This window comes from Paenirhizobium selenitireducens ATCC BAA-1503 (assembly GCF_900492185.1).
GTDB classification, from domain to species: Bacteria; Pseudomonadota; Alphaproteobacteria; order Rhizobiales; family Rhizobiaceae; genus Allorhizobium; species Allorhizobium selenitireducens_A.
The window spans coordinates 15133-30811 of sequence record NZ_UEYP01000015.1 but is presented as its reverse complement, the minus strand read 5'-3'; the positions used below and the strand labels follow the sequence as shown (position 1 = coordinate 30811).

The 15679-nt window shown below is 62.0% G+C and carries 14 protein-coding genes and 4 tRNA genes; 4 read left to right on the top strand and 14 right to left on the bottom strand.

Annotation, left to right across the window (positions count from 1 at the left end):
• Window positions 1–32: 32 nt before the first annotated feature.
• The 10 genes from rplJ to RHIZ70P_RS19000 form a co-directional block, all read right to left on the bottom strand.
• Window positions 33–551 carry a 50S ribosomal protein L10 gene (gene rplJ / locus RHIZ70P_RS19045; protein WP_115672054.1) on the bottom strand — a complete coding sequence of 173 codons (519 nt, stop codon included), beginning with the start codon at window positions 549–551 and terminating at the stop codon, window positions 33–35.
• A gap of 341 nt (window positions 552–892) precedes the next feature.
• A complete protein-coding gene (gene rplA, locus RHIZ70P_RS19040; RefSeq protein ID WP_115672053.1) occupies window positions 893–1588 on the bottom strand; it encodes a 50S ribosomal protein L1 in 696 nt (231 codons plus the stop codon).
• 2 nt (window positions 1589–1590) lie between these two features.
• Window positions 1591–2022 carry a 50S ribosomal protein L11 gene (gene rplK / locus RHIZ70P_RS19035; RefSeq protein ID WP_115672052.1) on the bottom strand — a complete coding sequence of 144 codons (432 nt, stop codon included), beginning with the start codon at window positions 2020–2022 and terminating at the stop codon, window positions 1591–1593.
• Between the two features lie 148 nt (window positions 2023–2170).
• The gene (gene nusG, locus RHIZ70P_RS19030) at window positions 2171–2701 is read right to left on the bottom strand and encodes a transcription termination/antitermination protein NusG (RefSeq protein WP_115672051.1); all 531 of its coding nucleotides are present in this window, start codon (window positions 2699–2701) and stop codon (window positions 2171–2173) included.
• Between the two features lie 15 nt (window positions 2702–2716).
• Window positions 2717–2917 carry a preprotein translocase subunit SecE gene (gene secE / locus RHIZ70P_RS19025; protein WP_115672050.1) on the bottom strand — a complete coding sequence of 67 codons (201 nt, stop codon included), beginning with the start codon at window positions 2915–2917 and terminating at the stop codon, window positions 2717–2719.
• A 193-nt stretch (window positions 2918–3110) separates the two neighbouring features.
• Window positions 3111–3186: transfer RNA gene (locus RHIZ70P_RS19020), tRNA-Trp, on the bottom strand.
• 326 nt (window positions 3187–3512) lie between these two features.
• Complete coding sequence (gene tuf / locus RHIZ70P_RS19015; RefSeq protein ID WP_115672049.1) at window positions 3513–4688, bottom strand: elongation factor Tu; 1176 nt, start codon at window positions 4686–4688, stop codon at window positions 3513–3515.
• Window positions 4689–4896: 208 nt separating this feature from the next.
• Window positions 4897–5973, bottom strand: coding sequence for an NAD(P)-dependent alcohol dehydrogenase (locus RHIZ70P_RS19010; RefSeq protein WP_115672048.1), 1077 nt, complete (start codon window positions 5971–5973; stop codon window positions 4897–4899).
• 139 nt (window positions 5974–6112) lie between these two features.
• Window positions 6113–6186: transfer RNA gene (locus tag RHIZ70P_RS19005), tRNA-Gly, on the bottom strand.
• Between the two features lie 21 nt (window positions 6187–6207).
• Window positions 6208–6292 (bottom strand) — tRNA-Tyr (locus tag RHIZ70P_RS19000).
• Window positions 6293–6499: 207 nt separating this feature from the next.
• On the opposite strand from RHIZ70P_RS19000, the gene rlmB reads away from it, so the two are divergent.
• Complete coding sequence (rlmB, locus tag RHIZ70P_RS18995; protein ID WP_115672047.1) at window positions 6500–7384, top strand: 23S rRNA (guanosine(2251)-2'-O)-methyltransferase RlmB; 885 nt, start codon at window positions 6500–6502, stop codon at window positions 7382–7384.
• Between the two features lie 291 nt (window positions 7385–7675).
• Window positions 7676–7969 carry a hypothetical protein gene (locus tag RHIZ70P_RS18990; protein ID WP_115672046.1) on the top strand — a complete coding sequence of 98 codons (294 nt, stop codon included), beginning with the start codon at window positions 7676–7678 and terminating at the stop codon, window positions 7967–7969.
• Between the two features lie 300 nt (window positions 7970–8269).
• On the opposite strand, the gene RHIZ70P_RS18985 is transcribed toward RHIZ70P_RS18990, so the two are convergent.
• Window positions 8270–8345: transfer RNA gene (locus RHIZ70P_RS18985), tRNA-Thr, on the bottom strand.
• A gap of 171 nt (window positions 8346–8516) precedes the next feature.
• Here RHIZ70P_RS18985 and RHIZ70P_RS18980 point away from each other — a divergent pair.
• A complete protein-coding gene (locus tag RHIZ70P_RS18980; protein WP_115672045.1) occupies window positions 8517–9290 on the top strand; it encodes an NAD kinase in 774 nt (257 codons plus the stop codon).
• A gap of 13 nt (window positions 9291–9303) precedes the next feature.
• Window positions 9304–9849 carry a hypothetical protein gene (locus tag RHIZ70P_RS18975; protein ID WP_235842280.1) on the top strand — a complete coding sequence of 182 codons (546 nt, stop codon included), beginning with the start codon at window positions 9304–9306 and terminating at the stop codon, window positions 9847–9849.
• A gap of 88 nt (window positions 9850–9937) precedes the next feature.
• Here the strand turns inward: RHIZ70P_RS18975 and prfB are convergent.
• The 3 genes from prfB to RHIZ70P_RS18960 form a co-directional block, all read right to left on the bottom strand.
• Window positions 9938–11066 (bottom strand): peptide chain release factor 2 gene (gene prfB / locus RHIZ70P_RS18970; RefSeq protein ID WP_115672044.1). Its coding sequence is split into 2 segments (ribosomal slippage): window positions 9938–10996 and window positions 10998–11066, totalling 1128 coding nucleotides; the frame shifts between segments, so codons are not numbered across the junction.
• Between the two features lie 101 nt (window positions 11067–11167).
• Complete coding sequence (locus RHIZ70P_RS18965) at window positions 11168–13621, bottom strand: penicillin-binding protein 1A (RefSeq protein WP_115672043.1); 2454 nt, start codon at window positions 13619–13621, stop codon at window positions 11168–11170.
• A gap of 189 nt (window positions 13622–13810) precedes the next feature.
• On the bottom strand, window positions 13811–15022 hold the full coding sequence (locus tag RHIZ70P_RS18960; RefSeq protein ID WP_115672042.1) for an N-acetylmuramoyl-L-alanine amidase: 1212 nt from the start codon (window positions 15020–15022) through the stop codon (window positions 13811–13813).
• Window positions 15023–15679: the final 657 nt, after the last annotated feature.

Genomic DNA, 15679 nt, shown 5'->3' with positions numbered 1-15679 from the left:
AACGATTAGGGTATGAACAGCGAAAAACCGCCTTACGCGGCTTCGTCCTTCTTGGCATAGGCTGCGAACACGCGGGCAAGCTGGCTTGCCGGTGCTGCAACAACCGTGGCGACGCGGGTTGCCGGGGCATTGAGAAGGCCCAGCAGCTTCGCGCGCAGCTCGTCGAGCGAAGGCAGGGTCGCAAGCGACTTGACTGCTTCGGCGTTGAGCTTGGTTGCCCCCATGGCACCACCGAGAACAACGAGCTTGTCGTTGGTCTTGGCGAAATCCATGACGACCTTCGGAGCCACAATCGGGTCTTCGCTGAATGCGATCAGCGTCTGACCCTTGAAGAGATCCGACATCTCTTCCGACTCCGTGCCCTGAAGAGCGATCTTGGCCAGGCGGTTCTTCGCGACTTTGACGGTACCGCCAGCTGCGCGCATCTTCGAACGGAAGTCGTTCATTTGCGCAACCGTGACACCAGCATAGTGGGCCACGACAACCGAACCGGAAGTCTTGAAGACTTCGTTCAGCTCCGTGACGAATTCGCGTTTTTCCGCTCTTTCCACTGTCTGTCTCCAGTTGATGGGACCGCAATCCTGCAGGCCCCACCGGGTTTGCCTTTTGCCTCAAGGGATCCAGGTTACCGAGATCCCAAGCGACGCTTGAGGATCCTGTCCCCTCGCGCCGAAGCTATGCTTCCGCGCCAAGGCGAATAAGGCTCGAACCGAACTTCAAGACGTCATCAGACGTTTAAATATCGGGTCTTACCCCGTCTCATGCAGGTGAATATTAAGGCCGCAAGGCCACCCGCAATCTCGGACAGGAATTCCGGGTTTCCCCGGAAATTCCCGGCCCCGAGGGGCCAGGAATTCGTTGTTCCCGAAGCCGAAGCTCCGGAGAAATTCTATCAGGCCGAAACGGTCGCCGGATCGATCTTGACGCCCGGGCCCATGGTCGAGGAGATGGCCACGCGCTTGACGTAGTTGCCCTTCGCGCCAGCCGGCTTCGCCTTGACGACGGCGTCGGCGAAAGCCTTGATGTTTTCTTCGAGCGCCTTGGCGTCGAAGGAGGCCTTGCCGATACCGGCATGGATGATACCAGCCTTCTCGACGCGGAACTCGACCGCACCACCCTTGGAAGCCTTGACGGCGCCAGCGACGTCCATGGTGACGGTGCCGACCTTCGGGTTCGGCATCATGCCACGCGGGCCGAGCACCTTACCGAGACGACCGACGAGCGGCATCATGTCCGGAGTGGCGATGCAACGATCGAAGTCGATCTTGCCACCCTGGACGATTTCGACGAGGTCTTCGGCGCCGACGATGTCTGCACCAGCAGCCTTGGCTTCATCAGCCTTGGCGCCACGTGCGAAGACGGCGACGCGAACGTCGCGGCCGGTGCCGTTCGGCAGGTTGACAACGCCGCGAACCATCTGGTCGGCGTGACGCGGATCGACGCCGAGGTTCATCGCGATTTCAACGGTTTCGTCGAACTTGGCGACGGCCCGTTCCTTGACCATTGCGATGGCGTCCGACAGAGCGACGAGCTTCGTCGGGTCAACGCCTTCGCGGATCTTCTGCATGCGCTTTGCGAGCTTAGCCATGATCAACCTACCACTTCCAGGCCCATGGAGCGGGCAGAGCCCTCGACCATTGCCATTGCGCCATCGACGTCGGCTGCGTTCAGGTCCTTCATCTTGCCTTCGGCGATCGCACGGACCTGAGCCTTGGTGATGGTTCCGACCTTCGCACCCTTGCCCGGCGTCTTCGAGCCGGAGGTGATCTTTGCTTCCTTCTTCAGCCAGTAGGTAACCGGCGGCTGCTTCATAGCGAAGGTGAAGGACTTGTCCTGGTAATAGGTGATGACGACCGGGATCGGCATACCCTTTTCCATTTCCTGCGTAGCGGCATTGAACGCCTTGCAGAATTCCATGATGTTAATGCCACGCTGACCAAGGGCCGGGCCGATCGGCGGGGACGGGTTCGCCGATCCTGCCTTGACCTGGAGCTTGAGCTGGCCTGCAACTTTCTTAGCCATATCTCTCTGCCTTTCGATGAGGACCGGTTGCCCGGCCCAGATGTGCCGGTTCAAACCGGCGGCTGCGGTTGCGTGGTGCGTTTGACGGGCCCGGCTTCAGACCCTCGCACTCCCACGCGCTTTTCGGAGTCTCAACGACCCCTGCCGATCAGACCTTTTCGACCTGACCGTATTCCAGCTCGACCGGGGTCGCGCGACCGAAGATCGAAACCTCGACCTTGAGACGCGAACGCTCCTCGTCGACATCCTGAACGACACCGTTGAACGAAGCGAACGGGCCGTCGGATACGCGAACCTGCTCGCCGATCTCGAAGGAGACGGAGGACTTGGGACGCTCGACGCCCTCCTGGACCTGGCCCAGGATGCGCTCGGCTTCGAAATCCGGGATCGGCACCGGCTTGTTGTCGGAACCGAGGAAACCAGTGACCTTCGGCGTGTTCTTGATCAGGTGATAGGCCTCGTCGGTCAGGTTCGCCCGCACCAGCACATAACCGGGGAAGAACTTGCGCTCGCTGTCGACCTTGCGGCCGCGACGGATTTCGACGACCTTCTCGGTCGGGACAAGGATCTTCTCGAAGAGGTGATCAAGCCCCTTCTGTCGAGCCTTGTGCTCGATGTCTTCCGCGACCTTCTTTTCAAAATTGGAATAAGCGTGGACGATATACCAACGTGCAGCCATGTTCGTCTCCGCCGATTAAATGCTGATGTTCAGCACGAGGCTGATCAGCCAGCCGATCAACTGATCGGCCGCAAAGAAAAACAGCGCGGCAAAGATGACCATGAACAGCACCATCGCCGTCGAGATCATTGTCTCGCGGCGCGACGGCCATGTGACCTTGGACGTCTCGGAGCGGACCTGCTGCAGAAACGCGAATGGATTAGTCTTGGATGCCATTTAATGCCCACGCATTTACGGCGCGTAAAGCCGACGATGTCAGCCCCACGCACCGCGTGTCTGTTTGAACCCTACATAAAGATCGATTCCTCTTTGCACAAGAGAGAATCCATCCGTCCGCAACTTTTGCCTTCATCAAGCCGACACACTCTCAAAGCGATCGTCGCAAATCTCTGCGCCGAATTGTCGGGCTTGGCAGGGGCAGCAGGGCTCGAACCTACGACCTGCGGTTTTGGAGACCGCCGCTCTACCAACTGAGCTATACCCCTAAGCCGTCTCTCGACAAGCCCTGGTCACCGACCGTCACTTGCGAGCTTGGCGCTGTTTAAGGTGGTCTGAAGAAAATGGCAAGTCTCTTTTTCAAGCTTTTTCAAAGAGCCCACAGCCGTCCCCGCTGGCATGGTTGACGCCGCAATGACGACAAGTTTCCCTCGACACAAGAGCGTCGCTGAGGCGCCGAAGACGCGTTCCGGCCACCTCGGACGCGGGTCCCTCCCCCGCTCAACGATTCTTCATGGACATTGCCAGAACGCCCTCGAACGAAAAAAGCCCCGCCGTTGCCGGCGGGGCTTTCTCGATCCCTTGCGGGAACGACTTACTCGATGATCGAGGCGACGATGCCGGCGCCGACGGTGCGGCCGCCTTCGCGGATGGCGAAGCGCAGCTTTTCTTCCATCGCGATCGGCACGATCAGTTCGACTTCAACCGTGACGTTGTCGCCCGGCATGACCATTTCCGTGCCTTCCGGCAGCGAGACGATGCCCGTCACGTCGGTGGTGCGGAAGTAGAACTGCGGACGGTAGTTGGTGAAGAACGGCGTATGACGGCCGCCTTCTTCCTTCGTCAGGATGTAGGCTTCGGCCATGAACTTCTTGTGCGGCTTGACCGAACCCGGCTTGCAGAGAATCTGGCCACGCTCGACGCCGTCACGGGCAACGCCGCGGATCAGAGCGCCGATGTTGTCGCCGGCCTGGCCCTGGTCGAGCAGCTTGCGGAACATTTCAACGCCGGTCACCGTCGTCTTGGTGGTCGGACGGATGCCGACGATCTCGACTTCTTCGCCAACCTTGACGATGCCACGCTCGACGCGGCCGGTGACAACCGTACCACGGCCCGAGATCGAGAACACGTCTTCGATCGGCATCAGGAAGGGCTGGTCGATCGGACGCTCAGGCGTCGGGATGTAGGCGTCAACTGCCGCCATCAGTTCGCGGATCGCGTCTTCGCCGATCTTCTTGTCAGAGTCTTCGAGAGCGGCCAGTGCCGAACCCTTGATGATCGGGATCTCGTCGCCGGGGAAGTCGTAGGACGACAGGAGTTCGCGCACTTCCAGCTCGACGAGTTCGAGAAGCTCCGCGTCATCGACCTGGTCGACCTTGTTGAGGAAGACGACGATTGCCGGAACGCCGACCTGACGGGCGAGCAGGATGTGCTCGCGGGTCTGCGGCATCGGGCCGTCGGCAGCCGAGCAAACCAGGATCGCGCCGTCCATCTGGGCAGCACCGGTGATCATGTTCTTGACGTAGTCGGCGTGGCCGGGGCAGTCGACGTGGGCGTAGTGGCGGTTCGCCGTCTCGTATTCCACGTGCGCCGTCGAAATGGTGATGCCGCGGGCCTTTTCTTCCGGTGCCGCGTCGATCTGGTCATAGGCCTTGAATTCACCGAAGTACTTGGTGATCGCTGCCGTCAGGGACGTCTTGCCATGGTCGACGTGGCCGATCGTACCGATGTTGACGTGCGGCTTATTGCGCTCAAACTTACTCTTTGCCATTTGAATGCTTCCTATGATCGAGAAAGATGTGGAGCCGGCGAACCGGTTTGGTCCCGCCGTTTAAGGCTTTCCCGAGGATTGCGCAAGACTTAAATGATTTGGCGCCGGATCGTCGGGACGAGGCCTACCCCCGCCCCGCCGACCGGCACCAGATCGAATCCGCGGCCGGCCGATCCGGCATCGGCGACCGGTCTGTTGCGAAGCGGACTCACGGCTCGATGGCGACCTTCAGCACGCCGTCGCGCTGGTTTGCGAAGAGGTCGTAGGCCGCCTCGATGTCGTCGAGCTTGTAGCGATGGGTGACCAGCGGCTTGAGGTCCACGCGGCCCGACGCGCAGACTTCCATCAGCCGGCGCATGCGCTCCTTGCCGCCGGGGCAAAGGGTCGTCACGATCTTGTTGTCGCCGAGACCGGCCGAGAAGGCACCGAGCGGTATCGTCAAATCGCTGGAATAGACGCCGAGGCTCGACAGCGTGCCGCCGGGGCGCAAGGATTCGAGCGCCGAGCGGAAGGTCCCCTGGGTGCCGAGCGCTTCGATCGCGACATCGACGCCGCGACCGTCGGTCAGCGCCATGATCTGCTCGACGGGATCGCCGGCCTTGAAGTCGATCACATGGTCGGCGCCGAGCTTCTTTGCGACCTCCATGCGCGAGGCCAGCGTGTCGACGCCGATGATCGTCGTCGCACCCATCAGTTTCGCACCTGCGACCGCGCAAAGGCCGATCGGCCCGAGCGCAAAGACGACGACCGTATCGCCGATCCGGACGCCACCGCTCTCCGCACCGGAAAAGCCGGTCGACATGATGTCGGGGCACATCAGCACCTGCTCGTCGCTCAAATGGTCGGGGATCGGGCTCAGATTGGCCATCGCATCCTTGACCAGAACGTATTCGGCCTGGCAGCCGTCGATCGTGTTGCCGAACTTCCAGCCACCCATCGCCTTGAAGCCATGCCTGGTGCCGGCGCCGTCCTGCGAGCCGCAGCCGCACAGGCAGGCATAGCTGTGACCAGACGGCGTGATCGCGCCGGCGATGACGCGCTGGCCTTCGGTGTAGCCCTCGACGGCGGAGCCCAGTTTCTCGATGACGCCCACCGGCTCGTGGCCGATCGTCAGCCCTTTTGCGACCGGATACTCGCCTTTCAGGATATGGACGTCGGTGCCGCAGATCGTCGTCGTCGTTATGCGGATCAGTGCATCGAGCGGGCCGACATCAGGAACGGGCTTCTCATCGAGAACGATGCGGCCTTTCTCGACAAAGATCGCGGCTTTCATTTTCTGCGCCATGATAGCTCCTCCTGGGATGATGATCCGTCGCAGGCTAGAGCATTTGTATGAAGGCGTGAATACGGATCCACGGGAAGGTCGTCACGCTTCCAGCGTCAAGGATCGGCGCAATTCAATAATGACTTCGGAGAAGATGGCCTGGAGCGGGTAGCGGGAATCGAACCCGCGTATTCAGCTTGGAAGGCTGCTGCTCTACCATTGAGCTATACCCGCGATGTTCGATCCGAGGACGAATGGTGGAGAGAGTTGGATTTGAACCAACGTAGGCGAAGCCAACGGATTTACAGTCCGTCCCCTTTAACCACTCGGGCATCTCTCCAGTCTATTCGTCCGGATCAAGCGACCAAGCTTTCAGTCGAGATCGCGTTGGCGTTAGCCCCGTGATCTGCGGCGGGTATATGACGGCCCTTCCCCCTCATGTCAACACGATGAATGTGGAAAAATCTGGAAAAAATTTCGCGCCGCGGAAAACAGGCCGGAGCCCGGCGGGTCTATCCCCGACGATTGCGGGCGGCTATAAGAGCGCATGGTAAAAGATACAAAGATCGACAAGACCGCCCGCGATACCCACTATGCGACGCTGCGCCGCCAGGTGCGCGATGCCAAGCGCGAACGGGGTGAGATACCCACCCCCGATCCCCGCAAGGATCGCCGCAAGGAGACCGACTGGACGCCGCCGCAATTGGCGCCCGACCAGGTGCGCCTCTACGGCCTGCACACCGTGCGCGCGGCGATCGACAATCCCGAGCGCAAGCTGATCAAGCTCTCCGTCACGCAGAATGCGCTCGTCAGGCTGGAAATCGGCCCCGTCGATTCGCTTGGCTTTCCCGTGGAGATCGTCACCCCGCAGGATCTCGACAAGCAGCTCGGGCCGGATGCGATCCACCAGGGCGTGATGCTGGAAACGCGCCCCCTCCCGATGCGCCGGCTGGAGGCGCTGAAGGACAGCCCGCTGCTTCTGGTCCTCGACCAGGTGACCGATCCGCACAATGTGGGCGCCATCATGCGCACCGCCGTCGCTTTCGGGGCCGGCGCGGTGATCACCACCATGCGCCACAGCCCGACCGAATCCGGCGTGCTGGCCAAATCGGCCTCGGGCGCGCTGGAAATGATTCCCTATATCCAGATCACCAACCTGTCCGACGCGCTCGGCGAGTTGCACAAGCTCGGTTTCTTCACCGTCGGACTTGATTCGGAAGGCCCGGCCCCGCTGGAACGCGCGCTCACCGGCGACAAGGTGGCGCTGGTTCTCGGCTCGGAGGGCAAGGGACTGAGGCAGAAGACGCGCGAGACGGTCAACGCGCTGGCGCGGCTCGACATGCCGGGTGAGATCAAGTCGCTCAACGTCTCCAACGCGGCGGCGATCGCGCTCTACGCCACCCGGCAGCATTTGCTGAAAAAGACGGCATGATCGTCGCCTTTACCGACCTCGACGGCAGGGCGCGAAGACACCGCGCCAATCTGCCGGCAGTTCGGGCTGTGAAAAACCCCGATAAACGTCTTGGTGATTGCGGAGCTTAGCCTCCAGTGTCAGCGATCCGTGTGCTTGCACGTATCTGTGCCCTTAGCGTCCGGGACAGCATCGCTGCCCGCCTAGAGGTCCGGCGAAGCCAGCCGTCAAATTAACATATTCCATTTTATATATATCAATCTTCTTATGTTTTGATCGATTGCATTACGAGGATGCAGGAAAGGCAATATCATGTTGAAGATCATCATCTGCGGAGTGAGTGCGGGCCTGTTGGCGATGACGCCGGCCATGGCATCGCACAACAATCCCTGGGCGACAGCCGAGGACACCGTCCTGGAGAAATACCACGACGAAAACCAGGCCAAGAGCGAGGGCACTCCAGGCGAAGACGAAATGTATGGCGGCAAGACCGGCGTCGCCTTCGGCAAAACCGGTGTCAGCGCGACCAAGGGCAAAGGCACGGCCACGACAGGTGGTGCAAGCAGTTCCAAGAACACGGGCGCCGGTCGCGGCAGCAAGAAATAAACTGCCGCCCCCGCAGATGGCGCACTTCCGTGAGGCACCGAGGTGCCATGCTAGCGAAATGATGTAAGTCCGGCGAACTCGGCGCCCTTCCCCAAGAGCGCCGAGTTCGCGCAATCTGCGGGCGCGCTATCCACGACATACGACTGATCGGCGCCATCGCCCGGCGCAGAGAGATCATTTCAACCGACCAAACCGAGCGTTTATAGGCCGATCCATCGACAACCCTTTCGGCACGGGGTTGTCACCCATGTCTAAGGTACACGATGTTACCTATGTCTTTCGCTATGGATAGTGGAAGATTGGTGCCCCCGGCAGGATTCGAACCCGCGACCCCCTGATTACAAATCAGGTGCTCTACCAACTGAGCTACAAGGGCAGTGGTGCCGTCATTAAGGGCAAATCGAATTGCGGTAAAGCAAAATTTCGTGCGGCAGACAGGAACCGCGCTTTGCCGCGCGGGCGGCGGGAGAACCGTTTGCGGCGGTGAATGGCTTGTGGTTACAGGGCTTTGTCATGTACCACTGGCGCCGATAACAAAGGGCTGCCCATGTCGCGTTCGTTCCGGTCGCTTTCCTTCATCGCCTCCAATTCCGACGAGGCCCAGGCCTCGCGGGCGGAGCTTGCCGCGCGCTACGGAAGTGTCGAACCGGCCGAGGCGGACGTCATCGTCGCGCTCGGCGGTGACGGCTTCATGCTGCAGACGCTGCACGACACCATGAACTCCGGCAAGCTGGTCTACGGCATGAACCGTGGATCGGTCGGTTTCCTGATGAACGACTATTCCACCGAGAGCCTGCGCGAACGGATTGCCGCGGCGGTGGAGAACGATTTTCACCCGCTGAAGATGACGACCACCAATGCCGACGGCACGCAGTCGGTGGCGCTCGCCATCAACGAGGTTTCGCTGCTCAGGCAATCCTACCAGGCCGCGAAGCTGCGCGTCGTCATCGACGGCAAGGTGAGGCTGGACGAATTGATCTGCGACGGCCTGATGGTCGCCACGCCGGTCGGCTCGACGGCCTACAATCTCTCCGCCCACGGGCCGATCCTGCCACTGGAGGCGCCGCTTCTGGCCCTGACGCCGGTCAGTCCGTTTCGTCCGCGGCGGTGGCGCGGCGCCCTGCTGCCGAACAAGGTGAGCGTCGAGATCATCGTGCTGGAACCGGAAAAACGTCCGGTCAACGCGGTCGCCGACCATACCGAGGTCAAGTCCGTGATCAGGGTGCAGATCGCCCAGTCCGAGGATACGACCGCGCGCATCCTCTCCGATCCCGATCGCTCCTGGTCGGATCGCATCCTTGCCGAACAGTTTTCCGACTGAGGGAGATCGACGCATGGCCCCTACCCTACTTCTCCGCGCCGGCTTTCTGGGCCTGATGCTGGCTGGCGGCCCGGCCCTTGCCGAGGACATCGACCAGTTGCCGGTGACGGCGACCTTCGTCATCAGTGGCGGTTCCTGGGAGGGCGATGCCGAGACCTCTTTGTCCGCCCCGCCGGCTTCACCGACGCCGGCACCGGCGCCCGCCGGCGCAACCGCCCCGGCTCCGGCCGAGGACGCTGTTTCGCCGACGCCGCGCCGCGGCTATTACAAGCTGATCGCAATCCGCCAGCCGGATCGTACCGCCAAGGTCTATCTTCAGCAGATCCTTTCGAGAGATGCCGGCCCTGAAGTTCTGGAAAGCGTCGAGCTCGAGGAGTTTACCGCGATCCGTCCCTATGTCACCGACATCCGGCCGGAGGATTCGACCGGTATCAGCCGCCAGCCGGGTTTTTTCGCCACCGTCTATCTGAAGACCGATCCGGCAGCGGTGGAGCCGGAGGGCTGGACTGTGCTGATCGACGAGTTCGGCGAGATCCGCGTCGAGCGGGCGACGAACTGAAGCTCAGCGCCATCAGGCGAACCTTGCCGAACGCGAAACGGCGGAACCTCCGTCCCGCCGTCAATGTCCGCGATGGCCTCGGAGCCGATCAATCGATGTCGGAGACCGAATCGGCGCTGCCGCTGATGCGATGCGCGAGGGCCGCCTCCATGAACTCGTTCAGGCCGCCGTTGAGCACCGCGTCGGGATCGGTGCTTTCGACACCGGTGCGAAGGTCCTTGACCAACTGGTAGGGCTGCAGCACATAGGAGCGGATCTGGTGTCCCCAGCCGATGTCGGTCTTGGAGGCGGCTTCGGCATTGGCCGCCGCCTCGCGCTTCATCAGTTCCGCCTCGTACATGCGGGCCCGCAGCATTTCCCAGGCCTTGGCCTTGTTCTTGTGCTGCGACCGCTCCTGCTGGCAGGCGACCACGATGCCGGTCGGGATATGCGTGATCCGCACGGCCGAGTCGGTCGTGTTGACGTGCTGGCCACCGGCGCCCGACGAACGATAGGTGTCGATGCGGCAGTCGCTCTCGTTGATCTCGATGTTGATCGAGTCGTCGACGACGGGATAGACCCAGACCGACGAGAACGAGGTATGGCGCCGCGCATTGCTGTCATAGGGCGAAATGCGCACGAGGCGATGCACGCCCGATTCGGTCTTCAGCCAGCCATAGGCATTGTGGCCCTTGACGTGGATGGTCGCGGACTTGATGCCGGCTTCTTCGCCGTCGTGGACTTCCATGACCTCGACCTTGAAGCCCTGCTTCTCGGCCCAGCGGATATACATGCGCAGCAGCATGTTGGCCCAGTCCTGGGACTCGGTACCGCCGGCGCCGGAATGGACTTCGAGATAGGTGTCGTTGCCGTCGGCCTCGCCGGACAGCATGGCCTCGACCTGAAGCTTGCCGGATTCCGCCTTTAGCGCCTTCAGCGCGTCCTCGGCTTCCTTTACGACCTGCTCGTCGCCCTCTTCCTCGCCCATCTCGATCAGCTCGATGTTGTCGGTCAACTGCTGTTCGAGACGCTTGACGCCATTGATGCTGTCATCCAGCTGCTGGCGCTCGCGCATCAGCTTCTGGGCCTCGGCGGCATCGTTCCAGAGGTTCGGATCCTCTGCCTTGTTGTTCAACCAGTCCAGTCGCCTTACCGCCTGATCCCAGTCAAAGATGCCTCCTCAGCAGGCTTATGGCCTGCTTGATTTCGTCGACTACATTCTCGATTTCATTGCGCATCGCGGTTGATCTTCACCTCGGTGTAAAAACTGGATCGTCAATTAGTTGCGGCCGCCCCCGATGTAAAGGGGCGGCCGCACGCAGGATGATGACGCTGGACTTCAGAACAGGCCGCCGGCGCCCGATGTGACGGCCTGGTTGGCCTGCGGCGATTCCCTGAGGATTTCCTCGGGCGCCACATATTCCTCCATGCCGATGACCGAGAAGGTGTCGGCCGGGCCGGTGCCGGGCTTGAAGGCTTCGATGATGGTGTCGGGCTCGCCGTCATAGGCCTGCATGCCCGTCTTGCGATTGACGGGTATGAGCTGCATGCCTTCCGGCAGGCGGAACTTGCCCGGCGGGGTCCCGGCCACGGCAGCCTGCATGAACTCGTTGAAGATCGGTGCCGACATGGAGCCGCCGGTCGAGCCCCGGCCAAGCGGCGCGGGATTGTCGAAACCGATGTAGAGGCCGGCGACCAGGTCGGGCGTGTAGCCGACGAACCAGGCATCCTTTTCGTCATTGGTCGTGCCGGTCTTGCCGGCGACCGGACGATCGAGCTTGATCTTGCCGGCCGCAGTGCCGCGCGAGACGACGCCTTCCATCATCGAGGTGATCTGGTAGGCGGTCATCGGGTCGAGCACCTGCTCGCGATTGTCGACCACGGTCGGCTCTTCCTGGCCTTCCCAGCCATTGGCGTTGCAGCCTTCGCAGACGCGTTCCTCATGGCGGAAGATGGTCTTGCCGTAGCGGTCCTGGATACGGTCGATGAGGGTCGGCTTGATCTGCTTGCCGCCGTTGGCCAGCACCGCATAGGCGGAGACCATGCGCAGCACCGTGGTCTCGCCCGAGCCGAGCGACATCGACAGCAAGGGCATCATCTTGTCATAGATCCCGAAGCGCTCGGCATATTCGGCCACCAGGTTCATGCCCATGTCGTTGGCGAGGCGAACCGTCATCAGGTTGCGCGACTTCTCGATGCCGAGACGCAAGGTCGACGGGCCGGCCGAGCCGCCGCCGTAGTTCTGCGGACGCCAGACCTGGCCACCCGAGACGAATTCGATCGGCGCGTCCATGATGACCGAGGCGGGGGTGTAGCCATTGTCGAGCGCCGCCGCGTAGACGAACGGCTTGAAGGACGAACCGGGCTGGCGCATGGCCTGGGTGGCACGGTTGAATTCCGACTGGGCATAGGAAAAGCCGCCGACCATGGCGAGGACGCGGCCCGTATGCGGGTCCATGGCGACCAGGCCACCCTGCACCTTCGGCGGCTGACGCAATCTGTAACCGCCCTCGGCATCCGCCAGCGGCTCGACGAAGACAACATCGCCCGGCGCCAGCACGCCTTCCGGCGACTTCGCGGTCTTGCGGTCACCAGTGGCAGAGCGATAGGCCCATTCCATGTCGTCGGCCATGATCCGGCCGGTCTGGCGATCCGACACGACCTTGCCGCCGGCTTCCTTGGCGGGCTGAAGGCCAATGTCGACGCGTGACGCGGAGACGGCGAGCACGACGGCGAGCTTCCATTCCGGGACGTCGCTCAGCGCATTGACCTTGGCAAGTTCGGCACCCCAGTCCCCCGAGGCGGAGATCTTTGCCACAGGACCACGGAAACCGCGGCGCTGGTCGTAGGTTAGCAGTCCGTCCTGCAGGGCCTTGCGGGCGAAGATCTGCATCTGCGGATCGAGGGACGTGCGCACCGACAGGCCACCTTCGTAGAGCGACTTGTCACCGTACTTCTCGATGATCTGGCGGCGAACCTCCTCGGCGAAATAGTCCGAGGCAAAGAGATAGGAACCGGTCCGGCGGCCGGTCACCCCGAGCGGCTGCTTCTTGGCCTCATCGCCGTCGGCCTTGGCAACGAAACCATTCTCCACCATCCGGTCGATGACCCAGTTGCGACGTTCGATCGCCGCCTCGGTGTGACGGAAAGGATGGTAGTTCGACGGCCCCTTCGGCAGGGCGGCAAGATAGGCGGTCTCGGCGATGGTGAGTTCGGTCACCGACTTGTCGAAATAGGTGAGTGCCGCCCCGGCGATGCCATAGGCATTCATTCCGAAGAAGATCTCGTTGAGGTAGAGTTCGAGGATCTTGTCCTTCGAATAGGTCTGCTCGATGCGGAAGGACAGGATCGCTTCCTTGACCTTGCGGTCGATCGTCTGGTCGGAGGACAGAAGGAAGTTCTTCGCCACCTGCTGGGTGATGGTCGACGCGCCGACGGGACGGCGGCCGGAGCCGAGGTTCTGGACGTTGACCAGGATGGCGCGACCAAGACCATAGATGTCGACGCCGGGGTGGTTGTAGAAATTCTTGTCTTCCGCCGACAGGAATGCGGCCTTCACCCGGTCGGGGATGGCCTGGATCGGCAGGAAGAGACGACGTTCGCGGGCATATTCCGCCATCAGCGCGCCATTGCCGGCGTGAATGCGCGTCGTGACCGGCGGCGCATAGCTCGACAGAACCGCATAGTCCGGCAAGTCCTTCGAGACCCCGTTCAGGTACACGGCGACGACGCCGGCGACGCCGAGGGCGAGGACGGACGCGAGTCCGAAGAGATAACCAATCAGTCTGATCATATTCGAGCTACCGGCAATGCTTTCGGTTCAGCGCGCAATGGGCGAACATCGCACATAGCGTGGCGTTTTGCACGTCATGCCCTGCTTGGCAAGACGCAAGCGACCCAGTTCGGAGTAACGGCCCGATTGTGAGGAAAATAGGGCCATCCCTCGCTTATGCACCGCCCATCGGCCCTGCTGCCGTCGGCATCAGCCACCGTTGGCGACGACCGGAAGACGGTAGCGCCTGATGGCCGCCGCCAGCAAATCGGCGATCTTCACCCGCCAGGCGGGATCGAGCAGGAGCTTCTCGTCCTCCTTGTTGGACAGGAAGCCCAGTTCCAGCAGGATCGACGGGACATCATGGGCCTGCAGCACGCGGAAGCCGGCATAGCGATGCGGATTGTTGATCAGCGCCACCTGCCCTTCGAACGACCTGACAACGGAATCCGCCATGGAAATCGAAAAGGCCTGGGTCTCGCGCCGCGTCAGATCGAGAAGGATGTCGGACACTTCGGCCGGCTCGCCGGTATCGCTGACGCCGCCCACCGCGTCGGAGAGGTTCTCGCGCTCGGCGAGATCGGCGGCCATGCGGTCGGATGCCTTGTCCGATATGGTATAGACGGTGGCGCCGCGGATGTTGCTCTGGCGAAGCGTGTCGGCATGGAAGGAAATGAGGAGATTTGCCCCGCGCTGCCGGGCGATGGTCACGCGCTCCGACAGCGACAGGAACTCGTCTCCCTCGCGCACCAGAAAGGCCTCGATGCCCGGCTCGCCCTTCAGCCGATCGAAAAGGGCCTTGGCGAAGGCGAGCGTGATTTCCTTCTCCTGCGTCTTGGTCGCCGCCCCCGTCGCGCCGGCGTCAATGCCGCCATGCCCCGCGTCGATGGCGATGACAAAGGCACCCGGCGCGGCGGGCTCGCTCTGCCCGACCCGATCGCCGCGCTGCGCTGTGGCGGTCGCGTCTACGCTCGCCGTCATCCAGCTCTGGTCGTTGACCAGTTTTTCGAAATCCTGTTGCGACACCATTTCGGCGTCGAGCACGAGGCGATAGCCCGTGCCGCTTTCATTGGCCATCACCTCGCTCGCGACGAGCCGGGCGGGCCGATCGGCGGTCAGCACCAGACGGGCGGAATCCGCGTCCATCGAGCCGTAGCGGATGTCGCGGAACAGGCCCCGCGCCTCGAGGTCTGCCTCGGGGAAAGTGAAGACGGTCGACGGCAGGTCGACGACGATCCGGTCGGGCCTGGCAATGTAGCGCACGGCAATTTCCGGCTTCCGGTCGAATTCGAGCACGATTCGGGTACGGGCCCGGTCGCCGACGATGCGCGCCGCATAAACCGCCAACGGATCGGCGGGCTCCGCCTGCGCGGCAAAGGTCACGCTCCCGGCTGCCCCGGCGCCCGCAACCACCAGCAGCATGAGGACAGCGATTCGCGAGAACAACCGCCCAGGGTGCGCGCACCGCCCCCGACAGGACCGGCCCCGCAGCAAATCGCCTCCCCACCCCGGATCGTCGACGATCGCCCCATTGCCGCCGCCAGCGTGCCGATCATGCATGAAATCAATCCAATCTTTCTGGAAACGGCCGGATTTCCCGCAGCTGGCCTGCGCTTCAGCGACACGACCGCGCCTTTCGTCCGAGAATCGGCACTCCACCTCAAACCACGCTAATCAATCGATATTATGGCATAATTTCGTTTCCCCTTGCTATTGTCACGGAGAAAACATACAAGGCAGATGAGGGTTAAAAGTGCCAACGGGATAGAATGACCGCCACGGCTGCCAACCTCTTCAAGGACTTGGCGCCTAAGCTTGTCGGATCTTCATCCGCCGTCTCCGCTTTTTTTCCTGAAACTGGTTTAACACGCCGGCCCGGCCGGCACATGCAACTGGTGGTTTTCCACCGCATGCTCTGAAGAGCACTCATCGGGCCCCATGGGGCCTATGTCATTGTCGTTTTCGTTCGGTCTTTGATGTCATTGCAGTTGATCTTGAACACTTTTGGCGGATCGGGCTTTTCAAGCACCCCGGCAGCTGTTCAATTGCTGCTAGCGCACCCCGTCGGGCGGGAACATT

What these genes read in the sequence shown, in the direction of transcription:
- rlmB (WP_115672047.1), top strand. Translation starts at nt 6,500, where the DNA reads ATGGTAAAAGATACAAAGATCGACAAGACCGCCCGCGATACCCACTAT.
- RHIZ70P_RS18960 (WP_115672042.1), bottom strand. Translation starts at nt 15,022, where the DNA reads ATGCTGCTGGTGGTTGCGGGCGCCGGGGCAGCCGGGAGCGTGACCTTT.
- RHIZ70P_RS19010 (WP_115672048.1), bottom strand. Translation starts at nt 5,973, where the DNA reads ATGGCGCAGAAAATGAAAGCCGCGATCTTTGTCGAGAAAGGCCGCATC.
- tuf (WP_115672049.1), bottom strand. Translation starts at nt 4,688, where the DNA reads ATGGCAAAGAGTAAGTTTGAGCGCAATAAGCCGCACGTCAACATCGGT.
- rplA (WP_115672053.1), bottom strand. Translation starts at nt 1,588, where the DNA reads ATGGCTAAGCTCGCAAAGCGCATGCAGAAGATCCGCGAAGGCGTTGAC.
- RHIZ70P_RS18980 (WP_115672045.1), top strand. Translation starts at nt 8,517, where the DNA reads ATGTCGCGTTCGTTCCGGTCGCTTTCCTTCATCGCCTCCAATTCCGAC.
- rplK (WP_115672052.1), bottom strand. Translation starts at nt 2,022, where the DNA reads ATGGCTAAGAAAGTTGCAGGCCAGCTCAAGCTCCAGGTCAAGGCAGGA.
- RHIZ70P_RS18965 (WP_115672043.1), bottom strand. Translation starts at nt 13,621, where the DNA reads ATGATCAGACTGATTGGTTATCTCTTCGGACTCGCGTCCGTCCTCGCC.
- nusG (WP_115672051.1), bottom strand. Translation starts at nt 2,701, where the DNA reads ATGGCTGCACGTTGGTATATCGTCCACGCTTATTCCAATTTTGAAAAG.
- RHIZ70P_RS18990 (WP_115672046.1), top strand. Translation starts at nt 7,676, where the DNA reads ATGTTGAAGATCATCATCTGCGGAGTGAGTGCGGGCCTGTTGGCGATG.
- secE (WP_115672050.1), bottom strand. Translation starts at nt 2,917, where the DNA reads ATGGCATCCAAGACTAATCCATTCGCGTTTCTGCAGCAGGTCCGCTCC.
- RHIZ70P_RS18975 (WP_235842280.1), top strand. Translation starts at nt 9,304, where the DNA reads ATGGCCCCTACCCTACTTCTCCGCGCCGGCTTTCTGGGCCTGATGCTG.